The sequence below is a fragment of the Paralimibaculum aggregatum genome (assembly GCF_030270585.1).
GTDB classification, from domain to species: domain Bacteria; phylum Pseudomonadota; class Alphaproteobacteria; order Rhodobacterales; family Rhodobacteraceae; genus Thermohalobaculum; species Thermohalobaculum aggregatum.
The window spans coordinates 1-24,211 of the sequence record NZ_BSYI01000016.1 but is presented as its reverse complement, the minus strand read 5'-3'; the positions used below and the strand labels follow the sequence as shown (position 1 = coordinate 24,211).

At 71.9% G+C, this 24,211-nt stretch carries 17 protein-coding genes and 1 tRNA gene; 7 read left to right on the top strand and 11 right to left on the bottom strand.

The features are described 5' to 3' along the window. Positions 1-82: 82 nt before the first annotated feature. From QSJ97_RS11455 to QSJ97_RS11440, 4 genes are all read right to left on the bottom strand, one after another. Positions 83-982, bottom strand: a complete 900-nt coding sequence (locus QSJ97_RS11455) for a LysR family transcriptional regulator (RefSeq protein ID WP_285671899.1) — start codon at positions 980-982, stop codon at positions 83-85. A gap of 3 nt (positions 983-985) precedes the next feature. Continuing rightward, positions 986-2,830: a TRAP transporter permease gene (locus QSJ97_RS11450; protein ID WP_285671898.1), complete on the bottom strand. Its 1,845-nt coding sequence runs from the start codon at positions 2,828-2,830 to the stop codon at positions 986-988. Further along, positions 2,817-4,211: a saccharopine dehydrogenase NADP-binding domain-containing protein gene (locus tag QSJ97_RS11445; RefSeq protein WP_285671897.1), complete on the bottom strand. Its 1,395-nt coding sequence runs from the start codon at positions 4,209-4,211 to the stop codon at positions 2,817-2,819. The genes QSJ97_RS11450 and QSJ97_RS11445 overlap by 14 nt, the downstream gene beginning before the upstream one ends. A 142-nt stretch (positions 4,212-4,353) precedes the next feature. After that, a complete protein-coding gene (locus QSJ97_RS11440; protein WP_285671896.1) occupies positions 4,354-5,313 on the bottom strand; it encodes a TAXI family TRAP transporter solute-binding subunit in 960 nt (319 codons plus the stop codon). A 140-nt stretch (positions 5,314-5,453) separates the two neighbouring features. Between QSJ97_RS11440 and QSJ97_RS11435 the strand changes: the two genes are divergently transcribed. The 6 genes from QSJ97_RS11435 (at position 5,454) to QSJ97_RS11410 (ending at position 13,510) form a co-directional block, all read left to right on the top strand. After that, complete coding sequence (locus QSJ97_RS11435; RefSeq protein ID WP_285671895.1) at positions 5,454-6,062, top strand: hypothetical protein; 609 nt, start codon at positions 5,454-5,456, stop codon at positions 6,060-6,062. Between the two features lie 1,824 nt (positions 6,063-7,886). After that, positions 7,887-8,333, top strand: a complete 447-nt coding sequence (locus QSJ97_RS11430; RefSeq protein ID WP_285671894.1) for a hypothetical protein — start codon at positions 7,887-7,889, stop codon at positions 8,331-8,333. Between the two features lie 1,034 nt (positions 8,334-9,367). Then, positions 9,368-10,711: a lyase family protein gene (locus tag QSJ97_RS11425; RefSeq protein WP_285671893.1), complete on the top strand. Its 1,344-nt coding sequence runs from the start codon at positions 9,368-9,370 to the stop codon at positions 10,709-10,711. A 64-nt stretch (positions 10,712-10,775) separates the two neighbouring features. Further along, positions 10,776-12,323, top strand: coding sequence for an ABC transporter substrate-binding protein (locus QSJ97_RS11420; RefSeq protein ID WP_285671892.1), 1,548 nt, complete (start codon positions 10,776-10,778; stop codon positions 12,321-12,323). 81 nt (positions 12,324-12,404) lie between these two features. Beyond that, positions 12,405-12,479 (top strand) — tRNA-Gly (locus QSJ97_RS11415). A 98-nt stretch (positions 12,480-12,577) separates the two neighbouring features. Next, entirely contained in the window at positions 12,578-13,510 is a 933-nt protein-coding gene (locus tag QSJ97_RS11410) for a CE1 family esterase (RefSeq protein ID WP_285671891.1), read from the top strand. Positions 13,511-13,579: 69 nt separating this feature from the next. On the opposite strand, the gene QSJ97_RS11405 is transcribed toward QSJ97_RS11410, so the two are convergent. The 7 genes from QSJ97_RS11405 to QSJ97_RS11375 all read right to left on the bottom strand — a co-directional run bounded on the left by QSJ97_RS11405 (position 13,580) and on the right by QSJ97_RS11375 (position 22,228). Beyond that, positions 13,580-14,329 carry an SDR family oxidoreductase gene (locus tag QSJ97_RS11405; RefSeq protein ID WP_285671890.1) on the bottom strand — a complete coding sequence of 250 codons (750 nt, stop codon included), beginning with the start codon at positions 14,327-14,329 and terminating at the stop codon, positions 13,580-13,582. A gap of 42 nt (positions 14,330-14,371) precedes the next feature. Further along, positions 14,372-15,637, bottom strand: a complete 1,266-nt coding sequence (locus QSJ97_RS11400; RefSeq protein ID WP_285671889.1) for an aminotransferase class V-fold PLP-dependent enzyme — start codon at positions 15,635-15,637, stop codon at positions 14,372-14,374. Positions 15,638-15,735: 98 nt separating this feature from the next. After that, positions 15,736-16,563, bottom strand: a complete 828-nt coding sequence (locus QSJ97_RS11395) for a maleate cis-trans isomerase family protein (protein ID WP_285671888.1) — start codon at positions 16,561-16,563, stop codon at positions 15,736-15,738. A 151-nt stretch (positions 16,564-16,714) separates the two neighbouring features. Then, entirely contained in the window at positions 16,715-17,407 is a 693-nt protein-coding gene (locus QSJ97_RS11390) for a hypothetical protein (RefSeq protein ID WP_285671886.1), read from the bottom strand. Between the two features lie 238 nt (positions 17,408-17,645). Then, entirely contained in the window at positions 17,646-20,123 is a 2,478-nt protein-coding gene (locus QSJ97_RS11385) for an SdrD B-like domain-containing protein (RefSeq protein WP_285671885.1), read from the bottom strand. Between the two features lie 513 nt (positions 20,124-20,636). Beyond that, on the bottom strand, positions 20,637-21,398 hold the full coding sequence (locus tag QSJ97_RS11380) for an SDR family NAD(P)-dependent oxidoreductase (protein ID WP_285671884.1): 762 nt from the start codon (positions 21,396-21,398) through the stop codon (positions 20,637-20,639). Positions 21,399-21,418: 20 nt separating this feature from the next. Continuing rightward, entirely contained in the window at positions 21,419-22,228 is an 810-nt protein-coding gene (locus QSJ97_RS11375) for a phosphodiesterase (RefSeq protein WP_285671883.1), read from the bottom strand. Positions 22,229-22,353: 125 nt separating this feature from the next. On the opposite strand from QSJ97_RS11375, the gene QSJ97_RS11370 reads away from it, so the two are divergent. Beyond that, a partial coding sequence (locus QSJ97_RS11370) for a CocE/NonD family hydrolase (protein ID WP_285671882.1) occupies positions 22,354-24,211 on the top strand: 1,858 nt, incomplete at its 3' end.

The following is a 24,211-nucleotide window of genomic DNA, read 5'->3' as shown; positions in this document are numbered from 1 at the left end:
CCTGCTGGACAATGGTTGCTGGCAGGAGGATGGGGGCGGCGCCGGGGCGGAATAACCGGCCGCGGATCAAGGCATTATTTACTCAGGCTGAAGAATGCCCGCGGAGCGCCTCGGTCAGATGGTCGATGAAGGCGAGCGTGCGCGCATCCGCCCCGAGCCGCGAGGCGGTGACGGCGAAGACCTGGCGCTCGGGCAGTTCCCAGCCCGGCAGCACGCGGACAAGGCGGCCCTCGGCCTCGGCGCCATCGGAGAGGAAATCCGGCAAGGTGCCGATGCCCTCGCCGGCGATCAGCATGTCGCGCAGCACCAGGCTGCTGCCGAGGCGGAGCCGCGGCGCGATCGCCACGGTCTCGCTGCCGCCGGGGCCGGAGAGCTGCCAGGCGCCGGCGGCCTCGGAATGCTCGTAGGCGAGCGCCGCATGCTGCGCCAGATCGGCCGGCGCCCCGGGGGTGCCACGCCGCTCCAGATAGGCCGGCGCCGCGAAGAGCCGCTGGCGCACCGGCGCGATGCGGCGCGCGACGAGGCCGGAATCCGGCAGGCCGGGGCGGATCCGGATCGAGAGGTCGTAGCCGCCCTCCACCATGTCGATCACGTGATCGTCGAAGGACAGCGTCAGTTCGAGCTCCGGGTGGCGCGCGAGGAAGCCCGGCAGCAGCGGCGAGAGCACCTCGGTGCCGAAGGAATGCGGCGCGTTCACCCGCAGCATGCCCTGCACCCGGCCCGCCCCGGCGCGCATCCGCGCCTCCACCCGCTCGACATCCGCGAGGATGCGCAGCGCCTCCTCGTAGTAGATCCGGCCATGCCCGGTGAGCGACATGGTCCGCGTGGTGCGCGCGATCAGGGTGCATCCGAGGCTGGCCTCGAGGAGCTTGAGCTCGCGGCTCAGCAGCGCCGGCGAGACGCCGAGATCCTCCGCCGCGCGGGCCATGTTCCGGCGCTCCACGATCCGGCAGAAGGCCCTCATCGCGGCGAGCCGGTCCATGCCTCAGCCTCCGATCGGCACCAGGATGCAGGCCACGCCGGCCGCCACCATGGCGGCCCTGACCGGCAGCCGCGCCGCGCCGATCAGCCCGTAGGAGATGCCGGCGAGGCCGAACGCGATCTTGGCCGCGGCCAGGAGCGCCGGCAGCGCGCCGTCGGCGAGGCGGATCACGTCCGGATTGGCCACCATGGCGAGCGGGATCACATAGAGCCCGACGCCGAGCGCCATGGCGTGCCCCGCCACCTTCAGCCAGTTCTCCCCGACCATGCCGGCGGCGATGAACACCGCGCCGCAGACCGGCGGCGTGATGGTGCTGAGCAGCGCGAACCAGAAGACGAAGAGATGCGCCTGCAGCGGCTCGAGCCCGAGGCTGGTGAGCGCCGGCCCGGCCACCGAGACGCAGATCACATAGGCCGCCGTGGTCGGCACCTCCATGCCGAGCACGAGGCAGGCCAGCGCGGTCAGCAGCAGCGAGGGCCAGAGCATCCCGCCCGAGCCGGAGAGGATCAGCGAGGTGATCTTGACGCCGAGCCCGGTGATGCCGAGCACGCCGATCACGATGGAGGCGCAGAGGATGATCGCGGCGATCATCGCCACCTGGCGGCCCGCCGTGAGGCAGGCGTTCTCCAGCCGCGCCGCGGTGCGCGCCAGGTCGAGGCTCAGCCTCGCGTCCACCGGCAGCAGCAGCGCACCGGCCAGGATCGCCAGGCAGGCGGCATATTGCGGCGTGACCCCGGCGCCCAGCATCGCCCACATCAGCACCGTGAAGGGGATCAGGAAGAAGGCCGAGGTGATGGCGACGTCGCGCCCGCTCGGCTTGTCCTCGGCCGCGATGGGCGGCAGGTCGTAGCGGCTGGCGAAGGCGTTGATGCCGATCCAGACGGCGAAGAAATAGAGCAGCGCCGGCAGCAGCGCCGCCGCCATCACGCCGGTATAGGGCACGCCGGTCAGCTCGACCATCACGAAGGCCCCGGCGCCCATCAGCGGCGGCATGATCTGCCCGCCCGAGGAGGCCACCGCCTCGACCGCGCCGGCCAGCGGGCGCGGATAGCCGAGCCGGGTCATCGCCGGCAGGGTGATCGCGCCGGTGGAGGCGACATTGGCCGAGGCCGAGCCGGAGATCGAGCCGAACAGCGCCGAGGACAGCACCGAGACCTTGGCCGCGCCGCCCTTCAGCCGCCCGGCCGCGGCGGCGGCGATGTTCATGAAGCCCTGTCCGGCCTCGCCGGCATTCAGCACCGCGCCGAAGATCACGAAGATCGCCACCACGCTCACCGAGACGCCGGTGAGGCTGCCCCAGAGCCCGCCCTCGGCGATCACCAGCGTGCCGAGGAAGGAGCCGAGCGGCGTGCCGGAATGCCCGAACTCGCCGGGGATGTGATGCCCCCAGAGCCCGTAGGCCAGCGCCAGCGCGGCGATCAGCGGCAGCGGCCAGCCGATCGCCCGGCGCGCCGCCTCCAGCACCACCAGCAGCAGCACCGCCGCCAGCGCGATCTGGAAATCGCTCTCGAGGAAGCCGTACTGGTCGGCCAGCATCCCGTGATGCCAGGCGATCCAGAGGCAGCCGCCGATGCCGAGGGCGGCGAGCGCGGCGCCCGAGCCGCGGCCGAGCGGGGTCCGGGCCGCGAAGACCAGCACCCAGGGCAGCGCCAGCGCCATGTGCAGCGGGCGCGCCACCAGGTTGGGCACCAGGCCCCAGAAGATCAGGCCGAGATGGAACACGATCACCGCCAGCCCGAGGGCGGCGAGGGCGAGACGGCCGGCGCTCGGCGAGAGGCCGGGGCGGAGCGGGGCGGCCGGGGCGGGGTCGCCGCGGCGGCCCGGCTCGGCGGGGCTAGTTGGGTGCATGTGTCTCCGGGACGAGAAGTTCGCGCATGTTCCAGGTTTCCGGCGCCTCGTGCCAGTGCCCCTCGACGCCGCGCAGCTCGCCCAGATAGGGGCGCGCGATCTCGAGGACGCGGCGGTGGTCGGCATGTTCCGCCGAGACGAGGCCCCGGCGCGGGTTCTCCAGCAGCCAGACGAGGCCGCCGATCACGCCGGCCGCCACCTGCAGGCTGGTGGCGTTGGCGAAATCGACCCGGTCGCGCGCCGCGTCGACATCGAGGGTGGAGCCATACCAGTAGACCCGCTTCGAGCCGCGTCGCAGCAGCAGGACGCCGAGCTCGTCGACGCCGCGGGCGATCTCGTCGATCATCACCTTGTGCCGGGTGCGCGCGCCGCGGCGGGCACAGTGCAGCCCCTCCCATGCGGCATCGCAGGGGCGGTAGGCGAAGATCACGGTCGGCTGGTAGCGGGCGCCGAAGGCATCGCCCCCATCGCCATCCGCCGCCTCGTGGGTGAAGAGCTCGGCGATGCTGAAGGTCTCCTCGTGCGGGATCACGGCACCGAAGAATTCCCCGAAGCTCGGCAGCCAGCTGCGGACCATACAGTCGCGCGCCCGGCCCGGCAATTGGCCCACCACCGAGACCGCCTCCTCGCGCACCTCGGCGCCGCGGAGCGGCCGCTCGCGGCTGCCCCAGGCGAAGCAGGGATTGCTGTCGCTCTCCTCGATCATGCCCTCGACCGACCAGGTGTTGAAGAACTCCGAGCGCCGCGGCGCCACCTTCGGCTCCTGGGTGTCGCGCTCGGAGATGTGGATCGCCTTGATGCCGAGCTCGCGCGCCATCAGGCCCCAGTTCCAGCGGCTGCGCGGCAGGTCCGGCAGCAGGCCGCGGGCGCGCGCCATGTTCTCCACCGCCTGCTTGGCGAAATGGCTGACGATGCCGGGATTGGCGCCGTGGCTGACGAGCGCGGTGGCGTCCTGGGGCAGGCGGTCGCGCTCGCCGATCAGCCGGCACCAGTGCTGCGCGAAATCGTCCGCGTCGTCGTCGGCCGCGCCGTGCTCCCAGCGCTCGTTGCTGGTGTCGAGATAGTGGATGCCCTGTGCGAGGCAGAAGCGCACGAGATCCAGCGAGGAGATCCCGCCGGTGAGGTTGAGCAGCAGGTCTCCCGGCTCGAGCAGTGCGCCCAGGATCTCCCGGTAGTTTCCGGGGGTGAGCCGGCGCACCTCGTGGCGGATGCCCTGCGTCTCCCGGATATCCGCATAGCGCTCGTCGGTGGAGATGATGAGCATGCGGTCAGGCTCGATGGCGATGTGGCGCTGCAGCAGTGGAAGGATGGAAGCGGCGATGCTGCCGAAGCCCAGCACGAGCAATCTCTTGCCTTCAAACCTGATCCGGGCGTCAGTCATGGGTTTCTCCTCGACATGCATGTTCATTGAAAATCAACAGGCATTATCCCGCATCGCGGCGGATTGGCCAAGGATTGTTCAGTTTTCGTGAAGGAACCGTGGCAGGCCGGCGCCGCAGCGCCAGCCCGCGGGAGCGCCCGGATCAGCGCTGCGCGTCGGTCAGCGCGATGCCGGCCTCGTCGTAGTAGCGCGCGGCGCCGGGGTGGATCTTGCCGGTGATGTTCTGCAGCAGCCCGGCATCGACCCCGTTCCACCAGGCGGAGTCCTCGCCCATGGCGGCCTTCTGCTCCCAGTAGGTCCTGGTGAGCTGATAGGCGGTCTCGTCGTCCATCGCGGTGGTGGTGTAGGCGACGACCGGCAGCGAGGTGGTGACGATGTCCGCCTCCTGCCCGGCATAGGTGCCGGCAGGGATCACCAGCCGGGTGCGCTTGGTCTCGGCGATCTGATCGTCGGAGAGCGAGAGCACCGTGACCCCGGTCGAGGCGGCGGCCTCGATCACGTTGGGCGCGGGGAAGCTGCCGGCGGTGACGAAACCGTCGATCTGGCCGTTCTTCAGCGCGGCGACGGCGTTGGAGAGCTCGACATCGACCAGCTCCACCTTGCCCTCGAGGCCGAAGAGCTCGAGGTATTTCGCACCCTCGCGCGCGCCGAAGGAGCCCTTGCCGATCAGGATCTTCTTGCCCTCGAGCCCGGCGAAATCCTCGATCCCGGCATCGTCGCGCACGACGAAATGCATGGTCAGCGAGGGGATCGGGAAGAGCGCGCGGATCTCGTCGAATTTCGGGCTGCCCTTGCCCTCGAACATCGCCTTGCCGCCCTGCGCGAGCTTCACCAGCACCGGGGGCGTGGTGAAGACATAATCGCCGCCGCGGGCGCGCGTCTCCATCACGTTCTGCACCGAGCCCTGGGACTCCTCGACGGTGACGATGATCTCGCCGCCGGAGCCCTGCTTCATCGCCTCGGCGATCTGCACCGCCATCTGGTAGTAGGACGAGGCGGTCTTGGCGGACTTGTAGGTGATCCGCGTCTCGGCCATGGCCGAGCCGGCGCCGATTGCGGCAACCATCGCCCCCGCGACCAGCGCCCTGAAAAACTGCGTCATCTCCCGAATCCTCCCTCGGTGTGGCGTTTTTCCCCGCGGCCTCTGGACGAGGCCGTCACGGCTGCGCCTTATGCCCCATCCCCCGCGGTCTGACAAACCTCAAACCGACGCGCGGGGCATGCCGCGGAAGGGAAACGGCCATGACGGGCAGGCAGGCGCCGCATCTCCTCACCCTCGGGCCGGAGGGCACCAACCACGCGCTGGTGGCACGGCGCTATCTCGCCTTTCACGGGGCCGGGCGCGCGCGGCTGGGCCTGGTCGACGACTTCTTCGCGGCGCTTGCCCGGATCGCGGCCGGAGAGGCGGATCTCCTGCTGATGGCGGCGGTGCATGCCGATTGCGCGGCGGTGGTGGCGGAGGCGCATTTCAGCCACGGCATCCATGTGGTCGACACCTTCATCTCGTCGAGCCGGGCGCTCGCGATCCTCACCCGGGCCGGGATCGCGCGCCCGCGCAGCATCGCGCTGCAGCCCGCGACCCGCGGCTATGCCGATCTTTCCGCCTGGGCGGAGCAGATCGAGGCGCCCTCCACCATGGCGGTGGCCGAGGGGCTGCTGGCCGGGCGCTTCGAGAGCGGGCTGACGGTGCGCGATCTGGCCGATGCGCATCCCGGGCGGTTCCGGGTGGATCGCGAGATCGGCTCCGTGGACGATCCTTGGATCCTGCTCGGCCGCGCCCGCGTGGCGGGGCAGGGGCTGGTCGCCTGGCCGGACGGTCCCGGCGCGCGGCTGCTGCGCGGCGAAGGCTGACGGCAAGACGCGCCCCGGGAGCCACCCGGGCCGTGGCATCGCGCGGCCCGGATCGCCGCCAGCACCCCGCCGCCGGGCGCCATGGCAACCGGTTTCCTCACCCCGGAAGTGCTTGCCACCGCGCCGCCACGACCGGCGCCGGCATCGCCCCGCGGCACGAAGCGACCGAGCGCGGCACGGTGGGCCCGGCGCCGCAGGTTCCCGAAGCGCCGCCCGATCGAGATCGCCCGCCTGGTAACCGGGCTGCGCGGGAACAGCGCCGCGTGGCGGTCTGCACCGGCCGTCGCGGTGCCGCCATCGCAGTCCATGCCATCCACCATCCGTACGTGGCACGGCGACCAGTTTCGCCACCCCGGCGATGCATGCCGCCGCACTGCCATGGCCGGCCCCGGCATCGCCCCGCGGCACGAAGCGGCCGAGCGCGGCGCAGCCAGCCTCCGAAGCGCCGCCCGACCGCGATCGCCCGCCGGGTAGCCGGGCTGCGCGGGACCAGCGCCGCGTGGCGGCCAGCACCGGCCGCCGCGGTGCCGCCCTCGCAGCCCATGCAGTCCACCACATGCACGTGGCACGGCGACCGGTTTCGCCACCCTGGCGATGCTTGCCGCGGCGCTCCCATGGCCGGCGCCGCCATCGCCCGGCGGCACCAACCGGCCGGGTGCGGCGCGGCCAGCCTCTGAAGCGCTGCCAAATCGCGATCGCCCTCCTGGTAGCCGGGCAGCGCTGGAACAGCGCCTCGAGGCGGCCGGCAGTGGCCGCCATGGTGCCGCCCTCGGAGCCCATGCCGCCCACCACCTGCACAAGGCGCCCACCGCGCCGCCTCTCGCCGGTGTCCCTGCCGATGGCCGAGCCCGCATGGGTCGGCGAGGGCCGCATCCAGGTGGAGAGATGGACCGCCACTCCCCAGCGAGGAGACGAGGCAGGGCACCATCAGCGCCCAAGGCAAACCCCCGCGGATCGGCACCGCCACCGCATCGCCCGCGATCAACATGGCATCGGCAAGTCGCCGGCCGTCGATGCCGACGGCGAGGTTCACCGCGCGGCCCTGCCCACCGCTGCCCGCGCGAAGCTGCGAGAGATGGGCATCGGCCGGGTGCCCCCGCGCCGAGCGGCGCGATGGCGAGGCCCTTGCCCTCGCTGGCGCCCATGACATCCTTGCCTGCGCGGTCTGCACTGGCTCCCGAGGCGCCGCCGACCCGCACCGGGCCGGGCCTGGAGACCGCGCTGGCGGCATGCAGCCGCGCCGCCCGGCGATGGCAGTCCTCGCGCACCGGCTTCACGGCGGACGCGACCCGGGCCACCCCGAGGGCCGGCATCGGGTGCGCATGGAGCAGAGACGTTGCCACTTCAGCCATCCGACGCGGGAGGCCGCGCAGCATGGAGGCAGCTGCCATCGATCTCCCCGCCGCGAAGGCCCGCGGCGAGATCTAGAGGGCACGCGCCGAGCACGACCTCCGCCAGCAGCCGAACTCCGGGCGCAATGCAGATCTTGAGGTTACCTCTGCGCTTCGGCCCGTACGGATTTGGCACTTCTGGCCCGCCGGTTTCCGTTCGCCATCGCCGCCGCCACCGCGGCTGCCATCGTTGATGCGCAGGTCGCCGGGACGATCGCGCTGCCGGCGGCGGATCACTCCGTCCTGCCCGGCGCCGCTGTGCAGGCCGGGTGCGCCATGCGAAAGAGCCGGAGGCGCGGCACCACTGCCATCACAAGTGCCCAGATCGCCGCGCAGAAACTGCTGACCGTTGCGCATCCACGTGCCATCGTCTCGCCCGGGATGCTCTCCGTGCCGCCCTGGCTCGCCGGCTGCGGCCCTGGAGCCGGGGGGGGTGCGCGCGCCGCTGGCCGGCATCAGCGCCGTGCAGGCGCTCGTGGAACGTGGCGGCAGGCTGGCGATCGGCGGCATGATTGGCGCCGAGGCGGTTGGCCTTCATCGGGTCGCCTGCAATGCCGGGATCGGCCTCGCCAGTATGGTCGGCCACGCCAATTCGCTGGAGCTGTCCCGCATCTCTGCCGCGCCGCCGAGCCGCGCGCCGGGCTCGGACAGGCGCTGCGCACCGTGCCGATCTGCCTCGTGCCGCCGTGGGCGCTGCAGGAAACGCTGGCGCCCGATCATGTGCCGCCGAACTCCGGCGCGGGCCGGGGCGGGGGCGGCGGACATCGCCGCGATCCGCGGCCAGATGCCGTTCCCCGACCGTGTCTCGGCCGGCGGCGCGCAGGCGCCCCGTGCAGAGAGCCGCAGAGGGCTCGCGTTCGCCCCCCCCGCGCCGCGCTGATCGCCGACCGCGCCTTCGCCGCACCGGAGGGGCTGGCGACGGTGTTCTGCATATTGCTCGTGCACACTGCTGCCATCCGGTTCACAGCACCTTGGCCCGCCATCGTCGCCGCCCTCGCGGTCTCCATCGCGTATTCTCGAAGCTTCGGCCCATGCCTGCAGCCCTCTTCGCCACCGTCGTGACCTGCTGCACCGCTGAAGCTTTGGTCGATGCATCGTCGGCGTCAACGGATAGGGCTCCTCCGTGCGGGGATTTATAAGCGCCGGGGGCGGCTCCACCATCGGCATCGTCTGCCGTCGGTTGGTTCGCGCCATGGCGTACTTGCCCTTTGCCGCCACGGAGCTGCCATCGGCAGCAGGTCTGTACAGTCATCCGGATCCGGCGCACCGCGTCGGCACCGAAATCTCCCGTTGCAGCGGCCCTTCTAGCCGACGCAGCCTGACGGCGAGCCCGCTGGGCCTGTCCTGCGTCCCGGCCGTTCTGCGATCTGCCCGCTGCCGGACGACCCCTCCCGGCGGGGGACCGCGTTGCCGGGCAATCGAGCGCCTGCAGCCGATATGGCGGATCGGCAGATCCCGCGCTGCGGGCAGGGGGGCCGGATCGTCGATATGGTCTGCGGCGCAGGCCGAGGTTGCCATCGGCTTGCGCCCCGAGAGGCGATGGCGCTGGCGGACGGTTGCCGGGTTCTTGGCGCGCTCCTGCGCGGACGCTCGCGGAGGAACCGCGATGCGATCGGTGCGACCCGGCCCGGGTCCGGCGACTCGCCCAGGTTCCCGGTGGCCGTGAGCGCCTAGCCTTGCCTTGGTCGGGAAGGGGGGATGCGACGACAGGTTGCGCGGCGTTTCGGCTGGCCGCCGCCATCCCCGCCTGGCGGAGACCCTGGCGCCGCCCCGGCGGTTGCCGCAGGCGCCGGACCGCGAAATTCCACCGTGAACGGCGCGCAAGCCCGCCGGAACGGTTTCGGGATGGCGGCGGCGGCGCTAGGAGTCGGGCGTGCCGGGCGCCCGGTCCGCGCCGATCCGCAGGAGGCAGAGATGAGCACGAGCCTTTCCGACAGCCCGGTCTATGCCGGCCTCTTCGGCGACCCGGAGATCGCCGCCCACCTCACGCCGCAGGCCGAGATCGCCGCGATGATCCGCTACGAGGCGGCGCTGGCGGAGGTCGAGGCGCGGCTCGGGCTGATCCCGGCGGCGGCGGGCCCGGCGATCGCGGCGGCGCTCGACGGGCTCACCGTGGCGCCGGAGGAGCTGGCCGCCGGCACCCGCTCGGCGGGCGTTCCGGTGCCGGCGCTGGTGGCGCGGCTGCGCGCGGCGGCGGGGCCGCATGGCAGCCATGTGCACTGGGGCGCCACCTCGCAGGACGTGCTGGACGGCGCGCTGCTGCTGCGCCTGCGGCCGGTGCTGGAGATCCTCGAGCGGCGGCTCCGGCGGCTGACCCTCGCGCTGCTGGCGGCGGCCGAGGCCCATGCCACGCTGGCGATGGCCGGGCGCACCCGCTCCCAGATCGCGGCGCCGACCACGCTGGGCCTGCGCATCGCCGCCTGGGCGGCGCCGCTCGGGCGCTGCCTCGACCGGCTGGCGGAGCTGCGCCCGCGGCTGCTCGTGGTGCCCTTCGGCGGCGCGGTGGGCAATCTCTCGGTGCTGGGGGAGGCCGGCCCGGCGGCGATGGATGCGCTGGCCGACGCGCTCGGCCTCGCCCCGGCGGCGAAGCCCTGGGGCACCGAGCGGGACGGCGTGGTGGAGCTGGCCAACTGGCTCGCCATGGTCTCCGGCCTGCTGGCGCGCATCGGCGCGGATCTCATGCTGATGGGCCGCTCCGAGATCGGGGAGATGACCGCGGGCGAGGGCGGCGGGTCCTCCACCATGCCGCAGAAGGCCAATCCGGTGCTCGCCGAGACGCTGGTGGCGCTCGGGCGGCAGAATGCCGGCGCGGCGGCGACCATGGCGGGCGCGCTGCTGCACACCGAGGAACGCGACGCCGCCGCCTGGAGCCTCGAATGGCCGGTGCTGCCGCAGATGCTGCTGGCGACCGGCGCGGGGCTGCTGCACGCCGGCGACCTGGCGGGCAGCCTCGCGCCGCGGCCGGCGCGCATGGCGGCGATGCTGGAGGCGGGCGGCGGCGCGGCGCGGGCCGAGGCGCTGGCCTTCGCGCTGGCCCGCGAGATGCCGCTCGGCGAGGCGCAGGGGCTGCTGAAGCAGGCGGCGCGGGCGCTGGCGGCGGAGGGCGGGCGCCTCGCCGACCATCTCGCGCCGCTCTGCGCCGCGCGGGGCGTTGCGGTGCCGGAGGTGGACGATGCGCCGATGCTGGCCAATGCGGCGGCCTTCATCGCCCGGCTGCGCGCGGCCTTCGCTCACCTGACGGAACCCGGCTCCGCGTGACAGGGCGCGCCCGAGCGGCTAGGTCTCGCCTCCCGCATTGCAGCAACCATCCGGGAGACTGCCCATGTCCGCCTTCCACACCACCACCCGCCGGGGCTTCATCGAAGGGGCCGGCGCGCTGGCCCTTGGCGCCGCCTTCGCCGCGCCGGCGCGCGCCACCGGGCCGAAGCCGGGCGGGCGGCTGCGCGTGGCGATCGCCGAGGGCTCGACCTCCGACACGCTCGACCCGCAGGGCTATGCCGACAACTACATGATCGCGGTGGGCTTCGCGACGCATTCCACGCTGACCGAGATCGCCCCCTCGGGCGAACTGGTGGGCGATGCCGCCGAGAGCTGGGAGAGCACGCCCGACGCCGCCACCTGGACCTTCCGCCTGCGCCGGGACGTGACCTTCTCCGACGGGCGCAGGCTCACCGCGGCGGATGTCGCCGCCTCGATCGACCACCACCGGGGCGAGGGCTCGACCTCCGCCGCGCGCGACGTGGTGGCCGGGATCGCCCGCATCGAGGCGCCGGAGGACGGCATCCTGCGCTTCGTGCTCGACGGGCCGAATGCCGATTTCCCCTATCTGATGGCCGACTACCACCTGCTGCTTATGCCCGCCGAGGGCGGCAGGGCGAACTGGCGCGACTATGTCGGCACCGGCGGCTACGTGCTGGAGAGCTTCGAGCCCGGGGTGCGCACCGTGCTGCGCCGCCGCGACGACCACTGGAAGGCGGGCCGCGCGCATTTCGACGAGGTCGAGATCCTCTTTGTCGGCGATGCCGCGGCGCGGGCGGCGGCGCTGGCCACGGGCAAGGTCGACCTGATGAACCGGGTGGATCTCAAGACCGCCGACCTGCTCGGCCGGCGCCCCGGGCTGCGGATCGAGGAATCCACCGGCTTCCTGCACTACACCACCCCGATGCGCACCGACATGGTGCCCTTCGACAACAACGACCTGCGGCTGGCGATCAAGCATGCGGTCGATCGCGAGGCGCTGATGGCGCGGGTGCTCAGGGGGCACGGCACGCTCGGCAACGATCATCCGATCGCGCCCTCGGTGCCCTTCCACGCCGATCTGCCCCAGCGGGTGCAGGATCTCGACCGCGCGCGGCATCACCTGAAGAAGGCCGGCTATGGCGGCGAGGAACTGGTGCTCGCGGCCTCCGACGCCGCCTATGCCGGGGCGACCGATGCGGCGGTGCTGATGCAGGGCCAGCTCGCGAAGGCCGGCATCAACATGCGCGTCGAGCGGGTGCCGGCGGATGGCTACTGGTCGAACATCTGGCTGAAGCGCCCCTGGTGCGCCGCCTATTGGGGCGGGCGGCCGACCTGCGACTGGATGTTCGCGCAGGGCTATGCCTCCGGCGCCAACTGGAACGACACGCATTTCTCGCATGAGCGCTTCGACCAGCTCCTCGCCATGGGCCGGGCCGAGACCGACAGCGCGCTCCGCGCCGAGATCTACGGCGAGATGCAGGGCATCCTGCGCGACTTGGGCGGCGCGCTGGTCTGGGGCTTCGCGAATTTCGTCGATGCGATGTCGGACCGTATCGCCCACGGGCCGGAGGTGTCGTCGAACTATGCGCTCGACGGCGGGCGCTTCATCGAGCGCTGGTGGTTCGCCTGAGCCAGGCGGTGACGGCTGGCGCACGGGCAGGCGCGCCAGCCGCTTGACGGCAAAACCGCGCCGTCGTAGGTAGCGCTGAGCGCGGGCGTAGTTCAGTGGTAGAACGTCAGCTTCCCAAGCTGAATGTCGTCGGTTCGATCCCGATCGCCCGCTCCATCCCCTCCCGGCGTCCCCAGGCAGCGGCTCCCCCCTCGACATCGCGCGCCGCCGACCCCAGTTTCGTTGGTGTCTGCAACGCCGGATGGAGCCGCCTCATGCCGCATCTGCCTCTCGCGCCCGTCGCCCTGCTGGCGCTGCTCGCCGCACTGTTCGCGGGGCCCGGCGGCGCCGTCGAGACCCGGCGCGTCACCCTGGTGCATGAGGGGGTGGCGCGCGAGGCGCTGATGGATGCGCCGCGCAACGTGCGCAACGCGCCGGTGCTGGTGGCGCTGCATGGCGGGCTGGCCGGGCCGCGCACCGTGCGCCGCAAGGCCCGGGTCGGCCTCGCGCGCGAGGGCTGGGTGGTGCTCTGGCCCGCCGCCCGCGCCGAGGGAGACTGGAACGACGGGCGCACCGACCATGCCGGGCGGCCCTACGACACCGCCGACGATATCGGCTTCCTGCGCGCGCTGATCGGGCGGCTTGCCGCGGCCGGGCGGATCGACCCGTCGCGGGTCTATTTCGCCGGCCCGTCGATCGGCGGCATGATGGTGCTGCGGCTGCTCTGCGAGGCGCCGGACCTGGTGGCCGGCGCCGCGGTCGCCATCGCCAGCTTCCCCTGGAGCTATGCCTGCCCCGACGGGCCGCCGCGGCCGGTGCTGGTGATCCACGGCACCGACGACACCATCGTGCCGCCGGAGGGCGGGCGCATCGGCGGCTGGAACCCGCTGATCCGCGACCGCGGCTGGGTGCGCCCGATCGCCGAGAGCCTCGAGCGGCTGGCCGCGCGCAACCGCTGCGCCGGCTACGACGTGCGCCCGCTGCCGGACCGCGACCCGGCCGATGGCTCGACGGTGGAGCTGCGCACCTACCGCGCCTGCGCCGCGCCGCTGCTGCACTATGTGGTGGAGGGCGGCGGGCATACCTGGCCCGGCGCGCGGCCCTCGCGGCTCGGCACCCGCATCGTCGGGCAGACCAACCGGGATTTCTCCGCGACCGAGGCGGTGGAGCGCTTCTTCCGCACGCTCGCGGCGCGCCAGGGCGGCTGACGGCGGGCGGGCGCGGCCGGCCATCGCCGCCAGCGCCGGGCTGCCGGGGCGCCGCCCCGCCGCGCCGCGTCAGATGGTGCGGCCGCCATCCACCTCCAGCACCACGCCGGTGACGAGATCGGCCTCGTCGGAGCAGAGATAGAGCGCGGCATTGGCAATGTCCGCCGGGGTCGAGAGCCGCCCGAGCGGGATCGTGGCGAGGAAGCGCTTGCGGTTCTCCGGCGTGTCCGGCACGCCCATGAAGGTCTCGAGCAGCGCCGTCTCGCCCATCACCGGGGCGATCGCGTTCACCCGCACCCGGTCCGGCGCCAGCTCCACCGCCAGCGAGCGGGTCATCAGGTTCACCGCGCCCTTCGAGGAGTTGTACCAGGTGAGGCCGGGGCGCGGGCGGATGCCGGCGGTCGAGCCGATGTTGAGCATCACGCCGCCGCCCGCCTCGCGCCAGTGCGGCACCGCGGCATGGGTCATGTGGAAGATCGAGTCGACATTCACCGCATAGACCTTGCGGAAGGTCGCGTAGTCGACATCGAGGAGCGGCCCGTTGGGGTGGCTCCAGCCGGCATTGTTCACCACGATCTCGACCCGCCCGAAGGCATCGGCGACCTGCGCGAAGGCGCCGGCCACCGCCGCGCCGTCGGTGACGTCGCAGGTCACCGCCAGCGCGTTGCCGCCGATCTCGCCGGCGACCTCGGCCGCGCCCGCGCCATTGAGATCCAGCACCGCGACGCGCGCGCCCTCCGCCGCGAAGCGCCGGGCGATCTCGCGCCCGAAGCCCGAGGCCGCGCCGGTGACGAGCGCCGTCCTGTCCTGCAACCGCATGGGTCTCCCTCCCTGTCTGTGGTGTTGCCCCTTGCCCGCGCCTCAGCCCCCGGCGATCTCGCGCATCGCCTCGAGGAAGCGCGCCACCTCCGCCGTGGTGTTGTAGTGGCAGAGCGAGACGCGCACGCAGTCCGGCTGGCCGAGCGGCACGAGGACGTTGCCGGAATAGTGGTCGTCCTTGCGGGTATGGGTGCGGATGCCGCGCGCGTTCAGCGCCGCGACGATCTCCGGCGAGGGCCGCCCCTCGATCCAGAACGAGACGAGCCCCTCGCGCGCCGGGTTCTCGACCCCGCCGAGGATCCGCACGCCCTCGATCCCGGCCAGCCCGCCATGATTGCCGGTGCCATGCAGCATCGCCTCGGTCAGCCGGTGCTCATGCGCGTGGATCGCCGCCGCTGCCGCCTCGAGCCGCGCCCGCGGCTCGGTCTCGTCGGAGACCGCGCCGCCGAGCCAGTCGAGATAGCGGATCACCTCGGCGAAGGTGGCATAGGCGCCGGTGTCGCGGGTGCCGAGCTCCCAGTTCTCCGCCGGCCCGCCGTCGAGTGCGTTGCGGGGCAGGGCAGTCAGCCGGTCCGAGGCCCAGGCGATGCCGTAGCCGTGCCGCGAGAACACCTTGTAGGGCGAGATCGCGTAGCCGTCGATATCCGCGGCCGCGAGGTCGATCCCGCCATGGGCGGCGTGCTGGATGCCGTCGACGATGATCAGGCAGTCCGGCGCGGCGGCCCGGATCTCCCGCGCGATGGCGGCGATGTCGACCCCCATGCCGGTCACCGGCGAGGTGTGGATGATGGTGGCGACGCGCAGGTCCGGCCCGAGATGCGGGCGGTAGTGCTCCGCCGTCACGGTTCCGGTGGCATCGTCATGCGCCGCCAGCACATGCGCCATGCCGGCGGCCTCCGACCAGCGGTGCGCGGCGCTGCGCGAGGCCGGGTGCTCCAGCGTCGAGCTCAGCACGCGCCCGCCCGGGCGCCCGGGGCCGACACCCATGCAGGCGGTGGAGATCAGGCGGAAGAGCAGCTCGGTGCCGCTCTCGCCGACGAAGATCTGCCCGGCCTCCACGTTGAAGAAGCGCTTGGTCAGCATGCGCGCCTCGGCGATGGTCGCCATCAGCGCCTTCGCGGCCGGGTTGTCGCGGCCCTGGTTGTCCGGGATCGCGGCATAGTGGGCGCTGCGCTCGACGACGGATTTCAGCGTCAGCGCGCCACCGGCATTCTCGAAGAAGATGCGCGGGCCGGTGAACGGGCAGCTCTCGACATGGGCGAAGCGGTCGCGGATTTCATCGATCAGGCCGGGTTTGTCCTCGAGCACGTCTGCAGGTCCTTTCGGGCTGGGCTTGCCGCGGCTGCGGCGGGAAAGATCGTTGGCACCGGCTTACCGCGTCCCGCGGCGGGGCGGAAGATGGCGGTTCAGGCGTCGTCGCGGAAGCGGGCGGGGCGGGCGGCATCGGGGCGGAAGGCGGGGCCGGCCATCAGCCGTCCGAGCCCGGTCAGCGGGCCGAGCCCGGCATGTCCGCGCAGCGCCCAGGCGAGCGCGGCGTTGGAGGCGATCACCGGCTTGCCGAGCGCCGCTTCCGCCTCGGCGATCACCCCCAACGTCTGGAGATTGGTGCAGGAGACGAAGACCCCGTCCACCGCGCCGGCGCCGGTGGCGACGAGGGCATCGCGGATCGAGGCCGGGGCGATGCGGGCCACCGTCGGATCGTCGCCCTGCTCGAAGGAGGCGAGCCGGACGACCGCGATGCCGGCTGCCTCGAGCCGCTCCACGATGCGCGCCGAGACCTCCGGCAGATAGGGCGTGACGAGGGCGAGCCGGGCGATCCCGTGCCGGTGGCAGGCCGAGATCACCGCCTCGATGGGCGTTGCCGTGGCCGCCGTCCGGGCGCCCTCGTGCAGCAGCGCCGCCACCCGCTCCGGCCCGATCACCGTGGCGCCCGAGGTGCAGCCATAGCCGACCGCCGCGAAGCGCCGCGCCGGCAGGAGCCCGGCGCTCGCCGCCAGCGCGCCCTGCATCGCGGCGAGGCTCGCGAGATCGACGCCGGCCGCCATGGGCACCCGCGAGACATGCAGCGCCACGTCCGGCTCCGGCAGCAGGCGGCGAAACTCGGCCTCGATGGTCTCGTCGGTCTGCAGCACGACAAGCCCCAGCGCGGCCCTTGCGCCCGCCGGCGCGCCGAGGCGGCAGGGCAGGGGCCCCGTTTCGGGGATCACGGCCGCCGCCGCCCGGTCATCCTCCATGGCGCTGCCTCCGTCTGCGCGCTGCCGTTGGAACATTTGTCCCTGCACGGGCGGCGCTGTCGACGGAAAAGCTGCGGGAACATGAAAAAGGCCGCCCTTGCGAGCGGCCTTGCACTGCCTCCGGCGGGGGTGGGCTCCGGCGGGGGCGGGCTCAGGCGGTGCCGGACGCCCTGCGCCGGTATCCGAGGAAGCCGAGCAGCCCCATCGCGCCGAGCAGCATCGGCAGCGCCGGCGGGATCGGCAGGACGAAGACGCCCTGGTGATCGACCGTCGCGGTCCCGCTCGAGAACGGGTTGTCGAAATTGCCGGGGAAACCGGTGCTGACATACTGCCCGATCATGTAGTTGTCGAGCAGCGGGTCGCCCTCGGTGGTGAAGTTCCCCGCGAACTCTCCGGCCAGCGTGCCGCCGGTGATCTCCCAGAGGATCTGCAGGGTCGGGCTGCCCGAGCCGGGGATGAAGCCGACGCCGACCGCATCGGCCACGAGCAGGGTCTCCTGCGTGCTGCCATCGAACAGGCAGTCGATCGGGGTGTGCGTGCTCTGATTGCAGCCCGTGAGGACCAGCCCGGCATTGTCGGCATCCAACGGGTCCAGAAGAACCCCGCTGTTGGTCACGGTGGTGCCGTCGAAGCCGAAGCCGATCATCAGGTTCTGGCGGCTGTAGGTCGCCGAGGTATCAACCGCGTCGGAGTCGATGCCGTCCTGATAGGCGCCCGAAGCCACTCCGCCCGCGAAGCCGACCTGGGTGTTGGTCGTTGCCGTGAAGGCCGACCCGTTCCAGCTGAAGTTGAAGGAGCCGGTGCCGAGATCCGGCACGTTCTGGCCTTCGACAAGCTGCCCCATGAAAGTGATCGGCGCAGCCACCGCGGGCAAACCCAGCCCCAGAACGGCAACCGCCCCGATGGCAATGGCCCTGGTAACACCCTGCAAGCCCATGGTCGGATACCTCATAACACACTGGTTTCGAAGGATACCGGGTTTTCCGTGTCGCCGCAACCGCTTGTCGCTGGCGCCACTGTCCCGGTCCGTTACGTTCCGGCCCGAAACGAGGCGGGCGATCGCCCGCCCGCCTCGCGAAGGTTCAGACACAGACGCAGTCGATGTCGACATCGCCGATCACCGCCTTGGCCTCGCCGGCGAAATCGACCTGGAAGCTGTCGTCGAAGCTCGAGGCCTCGCTCGACCAGCCCATGCCGATGATCGCGTCGAACTTGGGCGCCAGCGTGCCGCCGGTGACCTCCACCAGAACATCGTAGTTGTCGATGTCGTTCACCGTCGGGGTCTGGCCGGTGGGCGTGTCGGTGGAGTTCTCCGCGCCGAGCGCCAGCACGTCGCCCGCGAGGATGATCGTGTCGATGCTGTCGTCGAAGCTGCCGTTGTCGTCGGCATCCTCCCAGACCAAGAAGCCGGTGAAGCCGGTCGTCGAGGTGCTCGAGGCGCCGTCGACCAGATCGCCGTTGCCGTCCACCTCGATGTTGAGCTCGACGCGGATCCCGTGGAGGCCGGAGCCGGTCAGCGCAGGCAGGCCGTCGGCCATGGTGTAGATCTGCGAGGCCGCGGCCGACATGGTGAAGGTGTCGGTGATGGCGTCGTAGGCGGTGGTGCCCTGGTTGTCGATCGCGTCGAGCCGGGCCCCGCCGGAGGCCGAGATCAGGCTGGTCGCCCCGATCCGCCCGTCTGCCGGCACCTCGAAGCAGGCGGTGCCGGCATCGATGTCGGTCACGTCCTCGCCCGCGGCGACCGTGATCGCCCCGGTCATGCCGCTGCCGTCGACATCCGAGTCGATGTCGTCGGAGGCGTTGCCGTCGACGTCCTGCGTCACGTAGCGCTCGCCGTCGATCATCACCGCATACTCGCCCGCGTCGAGATCGCCGAAGCTGTAGCCGCCGGTATCGTCGGTGCTGGTGGTGGCCTCGATCACGTCGTCGCCGGTGCCGAAGACGCCGTCGAGGCCGGCGGTGAGCAGCTTGACCTCGCGGCCCGCCACGCCCGGCTCGTCATCGTCGAGGCTGTTGCCGTTCTTGTCGCAGAAGTAGCGGCCCGAGATCGAGCCGAGCGTCGGCGCGTCATCGGGCGTGAAGCAGAACTTGTCGATCGCGCCGGAGCTCTTGAAGTTGAACACCACCGTCTTGACGCCCTCGGTATCGCCGAGACCGACCACCTGGCGGCCGCCATCGGTGATCTGCGGCACCGGGAAGGAGGCGAGCAGCACGCCGTTCTCGTCGAACAGGTCGATGGTCGCGCCGTTCTTCGTCTCGGTGTCGAGCACCATGACCTCGTGCACCGTGGAGGGCACGTCGAGCTCGGCGACGATCTGGCCGCCGATCGCATTGTCGTCCGGGTCGCTGCTGTCGCCGTCCTCGGAGATGATCAGGATGTTGCCGAGATCGTTGTGCGCCAGGTCCCAGTCGCCGCCGGTCGGGTTGCCGCTGTCGAAGATCATCGCGTCGTTGTAGAGGCCGTCGCCGCCGTTGGAGGCCATGTCCTGCGCGCGGATCGCGGTGAAGGTGACGCCGGACATCGCCAGCACGCCGCCATCGCCGGCCTTGAGCTGGGTGCCGTCGGCGGTCTGGTCGAAGAGCTCGCAATCCGGCGCGGTGCCCGGCGGGGGCGGCGGCGGCGGCGGCGGGGTGTCGCCCTCCTCGGCGCAGATCTTGACGTTGTCGATCCAGATGATCTCGGTGCAATAGGAGATGTCGGACTCGAAGCGCACGCTGGCCGAGGTGATGCCCTCGGGCAGGTCGTAGGTCAGGGTGTCGAGCGAGGTGTCGAGGCGCTGGCCGGTGATCGAGCCGATCAGCACGTTGCCGTTGCCGCGGAACACGTCGAGCAGGATCTCCTCGCCGGTCTCGGTGACGATATAGACGGCGAACTCGTCGGCGCCGCTGCCCGAGGCCTCGAAGCCGCCGTTGAGCACCACCGCCTGGAAGGTCAGCTTGGCATTGGTGAAGCCGTCGAGGCTGACCGCCTTCAGCTCCAGCGCGCCGTCGCGGCCGCCATAGGTCTTGACCCCGCCATAGTAGTGCTTGAAGTCGTTCTCGACATAGCCGTGGCTGTCGTTGAACTTCTCGTGCAGCAGGCAGACCTCGCCGCCGCCGTCACCGCCGTCGCCGCCATCGCTGCCGCTGTCGTCGGAGGTGGGAATGTCGCCGGTGCGCTTGAGCTCGATCTTGTCGATGCGGACATACTCGCCGCCGTCGCAGCGCGCCTCGATCTCGATCTTGGCGCCGTTCGGGATCTCGATCCCGTTGAGGCTGTGCGAGGTGAAGTAGCCGTTGTCGGAGCCGCCGCCGTTGTTGTCCTTGTCGAGGGTGATGGTGCCGACCACCTCGCCGTCGATCTTGATCCGCAGGGTGCTCTGCCCGTCGTTCTCGTCCTGGACCTTGATCTTGAATTCATAGGTGCCGGACTGGCCGTCGAAGGTCTTCCAGAGCTTGCCCTCGTGGCCGCTGAGCTTGACGAACTTGTCGTTCGACGCGTTCCGCCCCCAGGTCGTCTTGAACCCGTAGTCGGACATGTGCTCGGCCTGGATGTAGTAGGTATTGCTCGATCCGGTCACGCTGAACCCTCCGCTCCATCGCACACGGCCCGCACCGGATGGCGACGGGCCATCGGCAGCTGCCTTGGCGGGGTCAAGCCCCGGGCCTACGACGAAGTCTGATGAGTTCGATTGCGCTGGGAGTCTCCCAACTCTTCAGCGCGCAGTCGACCACACAAACACTCTACTCTTTGGCCAGACACACTACCGACTGGGGAAGCTCTCGCCCACCTGAGAGCCGATCCCCTTGATCCTTGATGGGGAAAATCTACAGGAAATCCTGCATGCAAAAAACACCGCCGTTGATCCCGGGCCGAAAATTCGTGCAGCGGGACAACCTACGCGTGTTCCGGGTCATCGCTGATATATGAGCGCGCGAGCCGCTTTGCAGAAAGCAATGCGGCCCGCAACAATAAGGCAGGCTTGCCATGATCCTGCCTCGATTGGCCCTTGTAAACGCTTCGAAAGATTGTCGAATTGATCCGAATCAAAACCTACCCGGCGATCGTGACAGGGCGGTCCGGCCGACTCGAATCAGATGAGACCGACTCGCTTGCGGATGTCCGGTTCGCGGAGCGAAACGTCCTCCCCGGCGAATTCGGCCGCATCCGCGGTGCAGAGCCAGGCCACCGCCCGGCCCGCCCAGTCGGCCGGGATATGCGCCTCCCAGTCGATCTGGCTGACCGGGTTGATCCCCGAGGCCCTGATCTGGCGCTGCATCCCGGTGGCCACGGTGCCCGGGCTCAGCCCCACCGTGCGGATCCCGAGGGGGCCGTATTCCTTCTGCGCGCAGCGGGTCAGCGAGAGCACCGCGGCCTTGGTCGCGCAGTAGTGGCTCCAGCCCTCGAGCGCGCTCACCGCGGCGCCGGAGCTGATGTTGACGATCACCCCGCCGCCGGCAGCCTCCATCGCCGGGATCGCCGCGCGCAGCCCGTGATAGACCCCCTTGAGATTGACATCGACGACCTGCCCCCAGCCCGCCGGATCGCTGTCGGCAAGGCGCGCGATCGGGTCGATCAGCCCGGCATTGTTCACCAGGATGTCGAGCCGGCCGAACGCCGCCTGGGCGCGCGCCACCGCGGCCGCGACCTGCGCATAATCCGCCACGTCGCAGGCCACCGCCTCGGCATGGCCGCCCGCCGCGCGGATCTCTGCCGCCACCGCCTCGGACTGTCCGAGGCTCCGCGCCGCCAGCACGACCCCTGCACCGGCCGCTGCCAGCGCGCGCGCCGCCGCCGCTCCGATGCCCCGGCTCGCGCCCGTGACCAGCGCCGCCTTGCCCGCAAGTTCCTGCATCTCCGCCTCCCGTGCCTGCCTCAGCTGTTCTGCTCTGCCGCATCCGGCACCACCGGCTGCGGGCCGCCATAGTCGTCGACATAGACCGTATGCGTCACCAGGCCGCCGTTCACGCTCCAGCGATGCAGCAGCAGGGCCGGCGGCTCGAGGATCCAGTGCGGCAGCGCGGCATCGGCGAAGCCGAGCGCCACCTGATGCGCCACCGAGGGCGCGATCAGGCCCAGCGTGCCGGCCCATCGGGCCTGGATCGGCCGGTGCGCATGCCCCGAGATCACCCGCTCGACATGGGCGTGGCGGCCGATCACCGCGGCCAGCGCATCGCCATTGCGGCAGCCGATCCGGTCCATCGCCGGGATGCCGATGGCGAAGGGCGGATGGTGCACGGCCACAATGGTCGGCCGCGGGTCCTCCGCCAGCCGCGCCTCGAGCCAGGCCAGGCTCTCCGGCGCGACCTCGCCATGCGGCATGCCCGGCACCAGGCTGTCGAGCCCGATCAGCCGCAGCGGGCCGAGATCGGCAACCCAGTCGAGCGGACCGGTCGGCGGCAGCGCGCAGCGCCCGGCGAAGGCGGCGCGCAGCCCCTCCCGGTCGTCGTGATTGCCGGGGATCACGAAGAGCGGCATCGCGAGCGGGGCCAGCGCCTCGCGCAGCATCGCGTATTCCTCCGCGGTGCCGGTGTCGGCCAGGTCGCCCGTGATCACCACGGCATCCGGCGCGAGCGCCGCGACCGCCGCGATCGCCGCCTCGGTGAAGGGCCGGGTCTGCACCGCGCCGGAAAGCGGCCGGTCGTCGCGCCGCATGTGCAGGTCGGAAATCTGTGCAAGCAGCATAGTGGTCTCCCCGGCGCACCGCGGCCCCCATTCCGCCTGCGCCATCGTTTGGCGTACAGAGCCAGCCGGCGCTTGCCAATCCCCTCCACCCGCCTCAGGCTTCCGGTTGGCCAGGGGAGGCGCGCATGGCGGACAGGATCCGGATCGTAGACCATCTCTGGGTGCCGCTGCCGGATGGCCGGCGCCTCGCCGCCCGGGCCTGGCGGCCCGCCGGGCAGGGGCCCTGGCCGGGGATCCTCGAATACCTCCCCTATCGCAAGCGCGACGGCACGGCGCCCCGCGATGCCGGCACCCATCCGGTCTTCGCCGCGCATGGCTTCGCCTGCCTGCGGGTCGACATCGCCGGAACCGGCGACAGCGACGGGGCCTTCGACGACGAGTATTCCCAGCAGGAGCTCTCCGACGGCGAGGCGGTGCTCGACTGGATGGCGGAGCAGCCCTGGTGCACCGGGCGGGTCGGCATCGTCGGCATCTCCTGGGGCGGTTTCAACGGGTTGCAGCTGGCGGCGCGGCGCCCGCCGGCGCTCGGCGCGGTGGTCACCGTCTGCTCGACGGTGGACCGCTTCGCCGACGACATCCACTACATGGGCGGTTGCCTGCTGACCGACAACTTCAACTGGGGCGCGCAGATGACCGCCTACAACACGCGCCCGCCGGATCCCGCGCTGCGCGAGGACTGGCGCGCGCGCTGGCTCGAGCGGCTGGAGGGCACGCCCTTCCTCGCGGCCGAATGGCTGCGCCACCCGGCGCGGGATGCCTACTGGCGGCGCGGCTCGGTCTGCGAGGACTGGTCGGCGATCGAGGTCCCGGTGCTGGCGATCGGCGGCTGGGCGGATGCCTATCTCAACGCCCCGCTGGCCCTCGTGGAGAACCTCCCGGTGCCGGCCCGCGCGCTGATCGGGCCGTGGGATCACAAGTATCCGCATATTGCGCGGGTCGGCCCGGCCGCGGATTTCCCCGGCGAGGCGGTCCGCTGGTTCGGCCACTGGCTCGACGGGCGCCCGACCGGGGCGGAGCGGCTGCCCGCGGTCCGCGCCTATCTGCAGGAGCACGACGCACCGTCGCCGCGGCTCAAGCCCCGCCGGGGCGCCTGGGTGGCCGAGGCGGCGTGGCCGTCGCCGGCGCTTGCCGGGGAGGTGCTGCATCTGCACGAGGGCGCGCTGGCGCCGGGGCCCGGTGCCGGCACCGCGGAGGTCGACACGCCGCTCACCCTCGGCGCGGCGGCCGCCTATTTCTGCCCGGGGATGCGGATCGACCACGAGCTGGCCGGCGACCAGGCGGCGGACGACGCGCTGTCGCTCTGCTTCGACACCGCGCCGCTCGCGGCGCCGCTCGCGCTGCTCGGCCGCCCGGTGCTGGAGCTCGCCTTCAGCGTCGACCGCCCGGTGGCCCAGCTCTGCGCGCGGCTCTGCGACGTGGCGCCGGACGGTGTCTCGCAGCGGATCAGCTACCGCCCGCGCAACCTCTGCGCCCATGCCGGCTTCGCCGCGCCGGAGAGGCTGGTGCCCGGCCGGCTCTATCGCACCGAGATCCCGCTCAACGCCTGCGGCCATGCCCTTGCTCCGGGCCACCGGCTGCGGCTGGCACTGTCCACGAGCTACTGGCCGGTGCTCTGGCCGGCGCCGGAACGGGCGCGGGTGCGGCTCGATCTCGCGGGCTGCCGGCTGCACCTGCCGGTGCGCCGCGGCGCGGCGGGGCAGGGCGCGGCGGGGCAGGGCGCGGCGGGGCAGGGCGCGCCCGATCCGGTGCGCCCCGCGCCGCCGCCGGATGTCACGGAATTCGGCACGTCGCGGGCCGAGAGCCGCCGTTTCGTCGACGAGACCGGCAGGCTGGTGCTGGAGACCGCCGACGATTTCGGCGGCTGGCGCGGCGCCCACGGGCTCGGCATCGCCAACAGCGTGGCGCAGCGTTTCGAGATCCGCCCCGACGACCCGCTGAGCGCGGTGCACCGGGCAGAATGGGACTACCGGCTTGATCGGGATG

Bases quoted from the DNA above. Each gene is read 5' to 3' on its own strand.
- QSJ97_RS11455 (WP_285671899.1), bottom strand. From the start codon at position 982: ATGGACCGGCTCGCCGCGATGAGGGCCTTCTGCCGGATCGTGGAGCGC.
- QSJ97_RS11450 (WP_285671898.1), bottom strand. From the start codon at position 2,830: ATGCACCCAACTAGCCCCGCCGAGCCGGGCCGCCGCGGCGACCCCGCC.
- QSJ97_RS11445 (WP_285671897.1), bottom strand. From the start codon at position 4,211: ATGACTGACGCCCGGATCAGGTTTGAAGGCAAGAGATTGCTCGTGCTG.
- QSJ97_RS11440 (WP_285671896.1), bottom strand. From the start codon at position 5,313: ATGACGCAGTTTTTCAGGGCGCTGGTCGCGGGGGCGATGGTTGCCGCA.
- QSJ97_RS11435 (WP_285671895.1), top strand. From the start codon at position 5,454: ATGACGGGCAGGCAGGCGCCGCATCTCCTCACCCTCGGGCCGGAGGGC.
- QSJ97_RS11425 (WP_285671893.1), top strand. From the start codon at position 9,368: ATGAGCACGAGCCTTTCCGACAGCCCGGTCTATGCCGGCCTCTTCGGC.
- QSJ97_RS11420 (WP_285671892.1), top strand. From the start codon at position 10,776: ATGTCCGCCTTCCACACCACCACCCGCCGGGGCTTCATCGAAGGGGCC.
- QSJ97_RS11410 (WP_285671891.1), top strand. From the start codon at position 12,578: ATGCCGCATCTGCCTCTCGCGCCCGTCGCCCTGCTGGCGCTGCTCGCC.
- QSJ97_RS11405 (WP_285671890.1), bottom strand. From the start codon at position 14,329: ATGCGGTTGCAGGACAGGACGGCGCTCGTCACCGGCGCGGCCTCGGGC.
- QSJ97_RS11395 (WP_285671888.1), bottom strand. From the start codon at position 16,563: ATGGAGGATGACCGGGCGGCGGCGGCCGTGATCCCCGAAACGGGGCCC.
- QSJ97_RS11390 (WP_285671886.1), bottom strand. From the start codon at position 17,407: ATGGGGCAGCTTGTCGAAGGCCAGAACGTGCCGGATCTCGGCACCGGC.
- QSJ97_RS11380 (WP_285671884.1), bottom strand. From the start codon at position 21,398: ATGCAGGAACTTGCGGGCAAGGCGGCGCTGGTCACGGGCGCGAGCCGG.
- QSJ97_RS11375 (WP_285671883.1), bottom strand. From the start codon at position 22,228: ATGCTGCTTGCACAGATTTCCGACCTGCACATGCGGCGCGACGACCGG.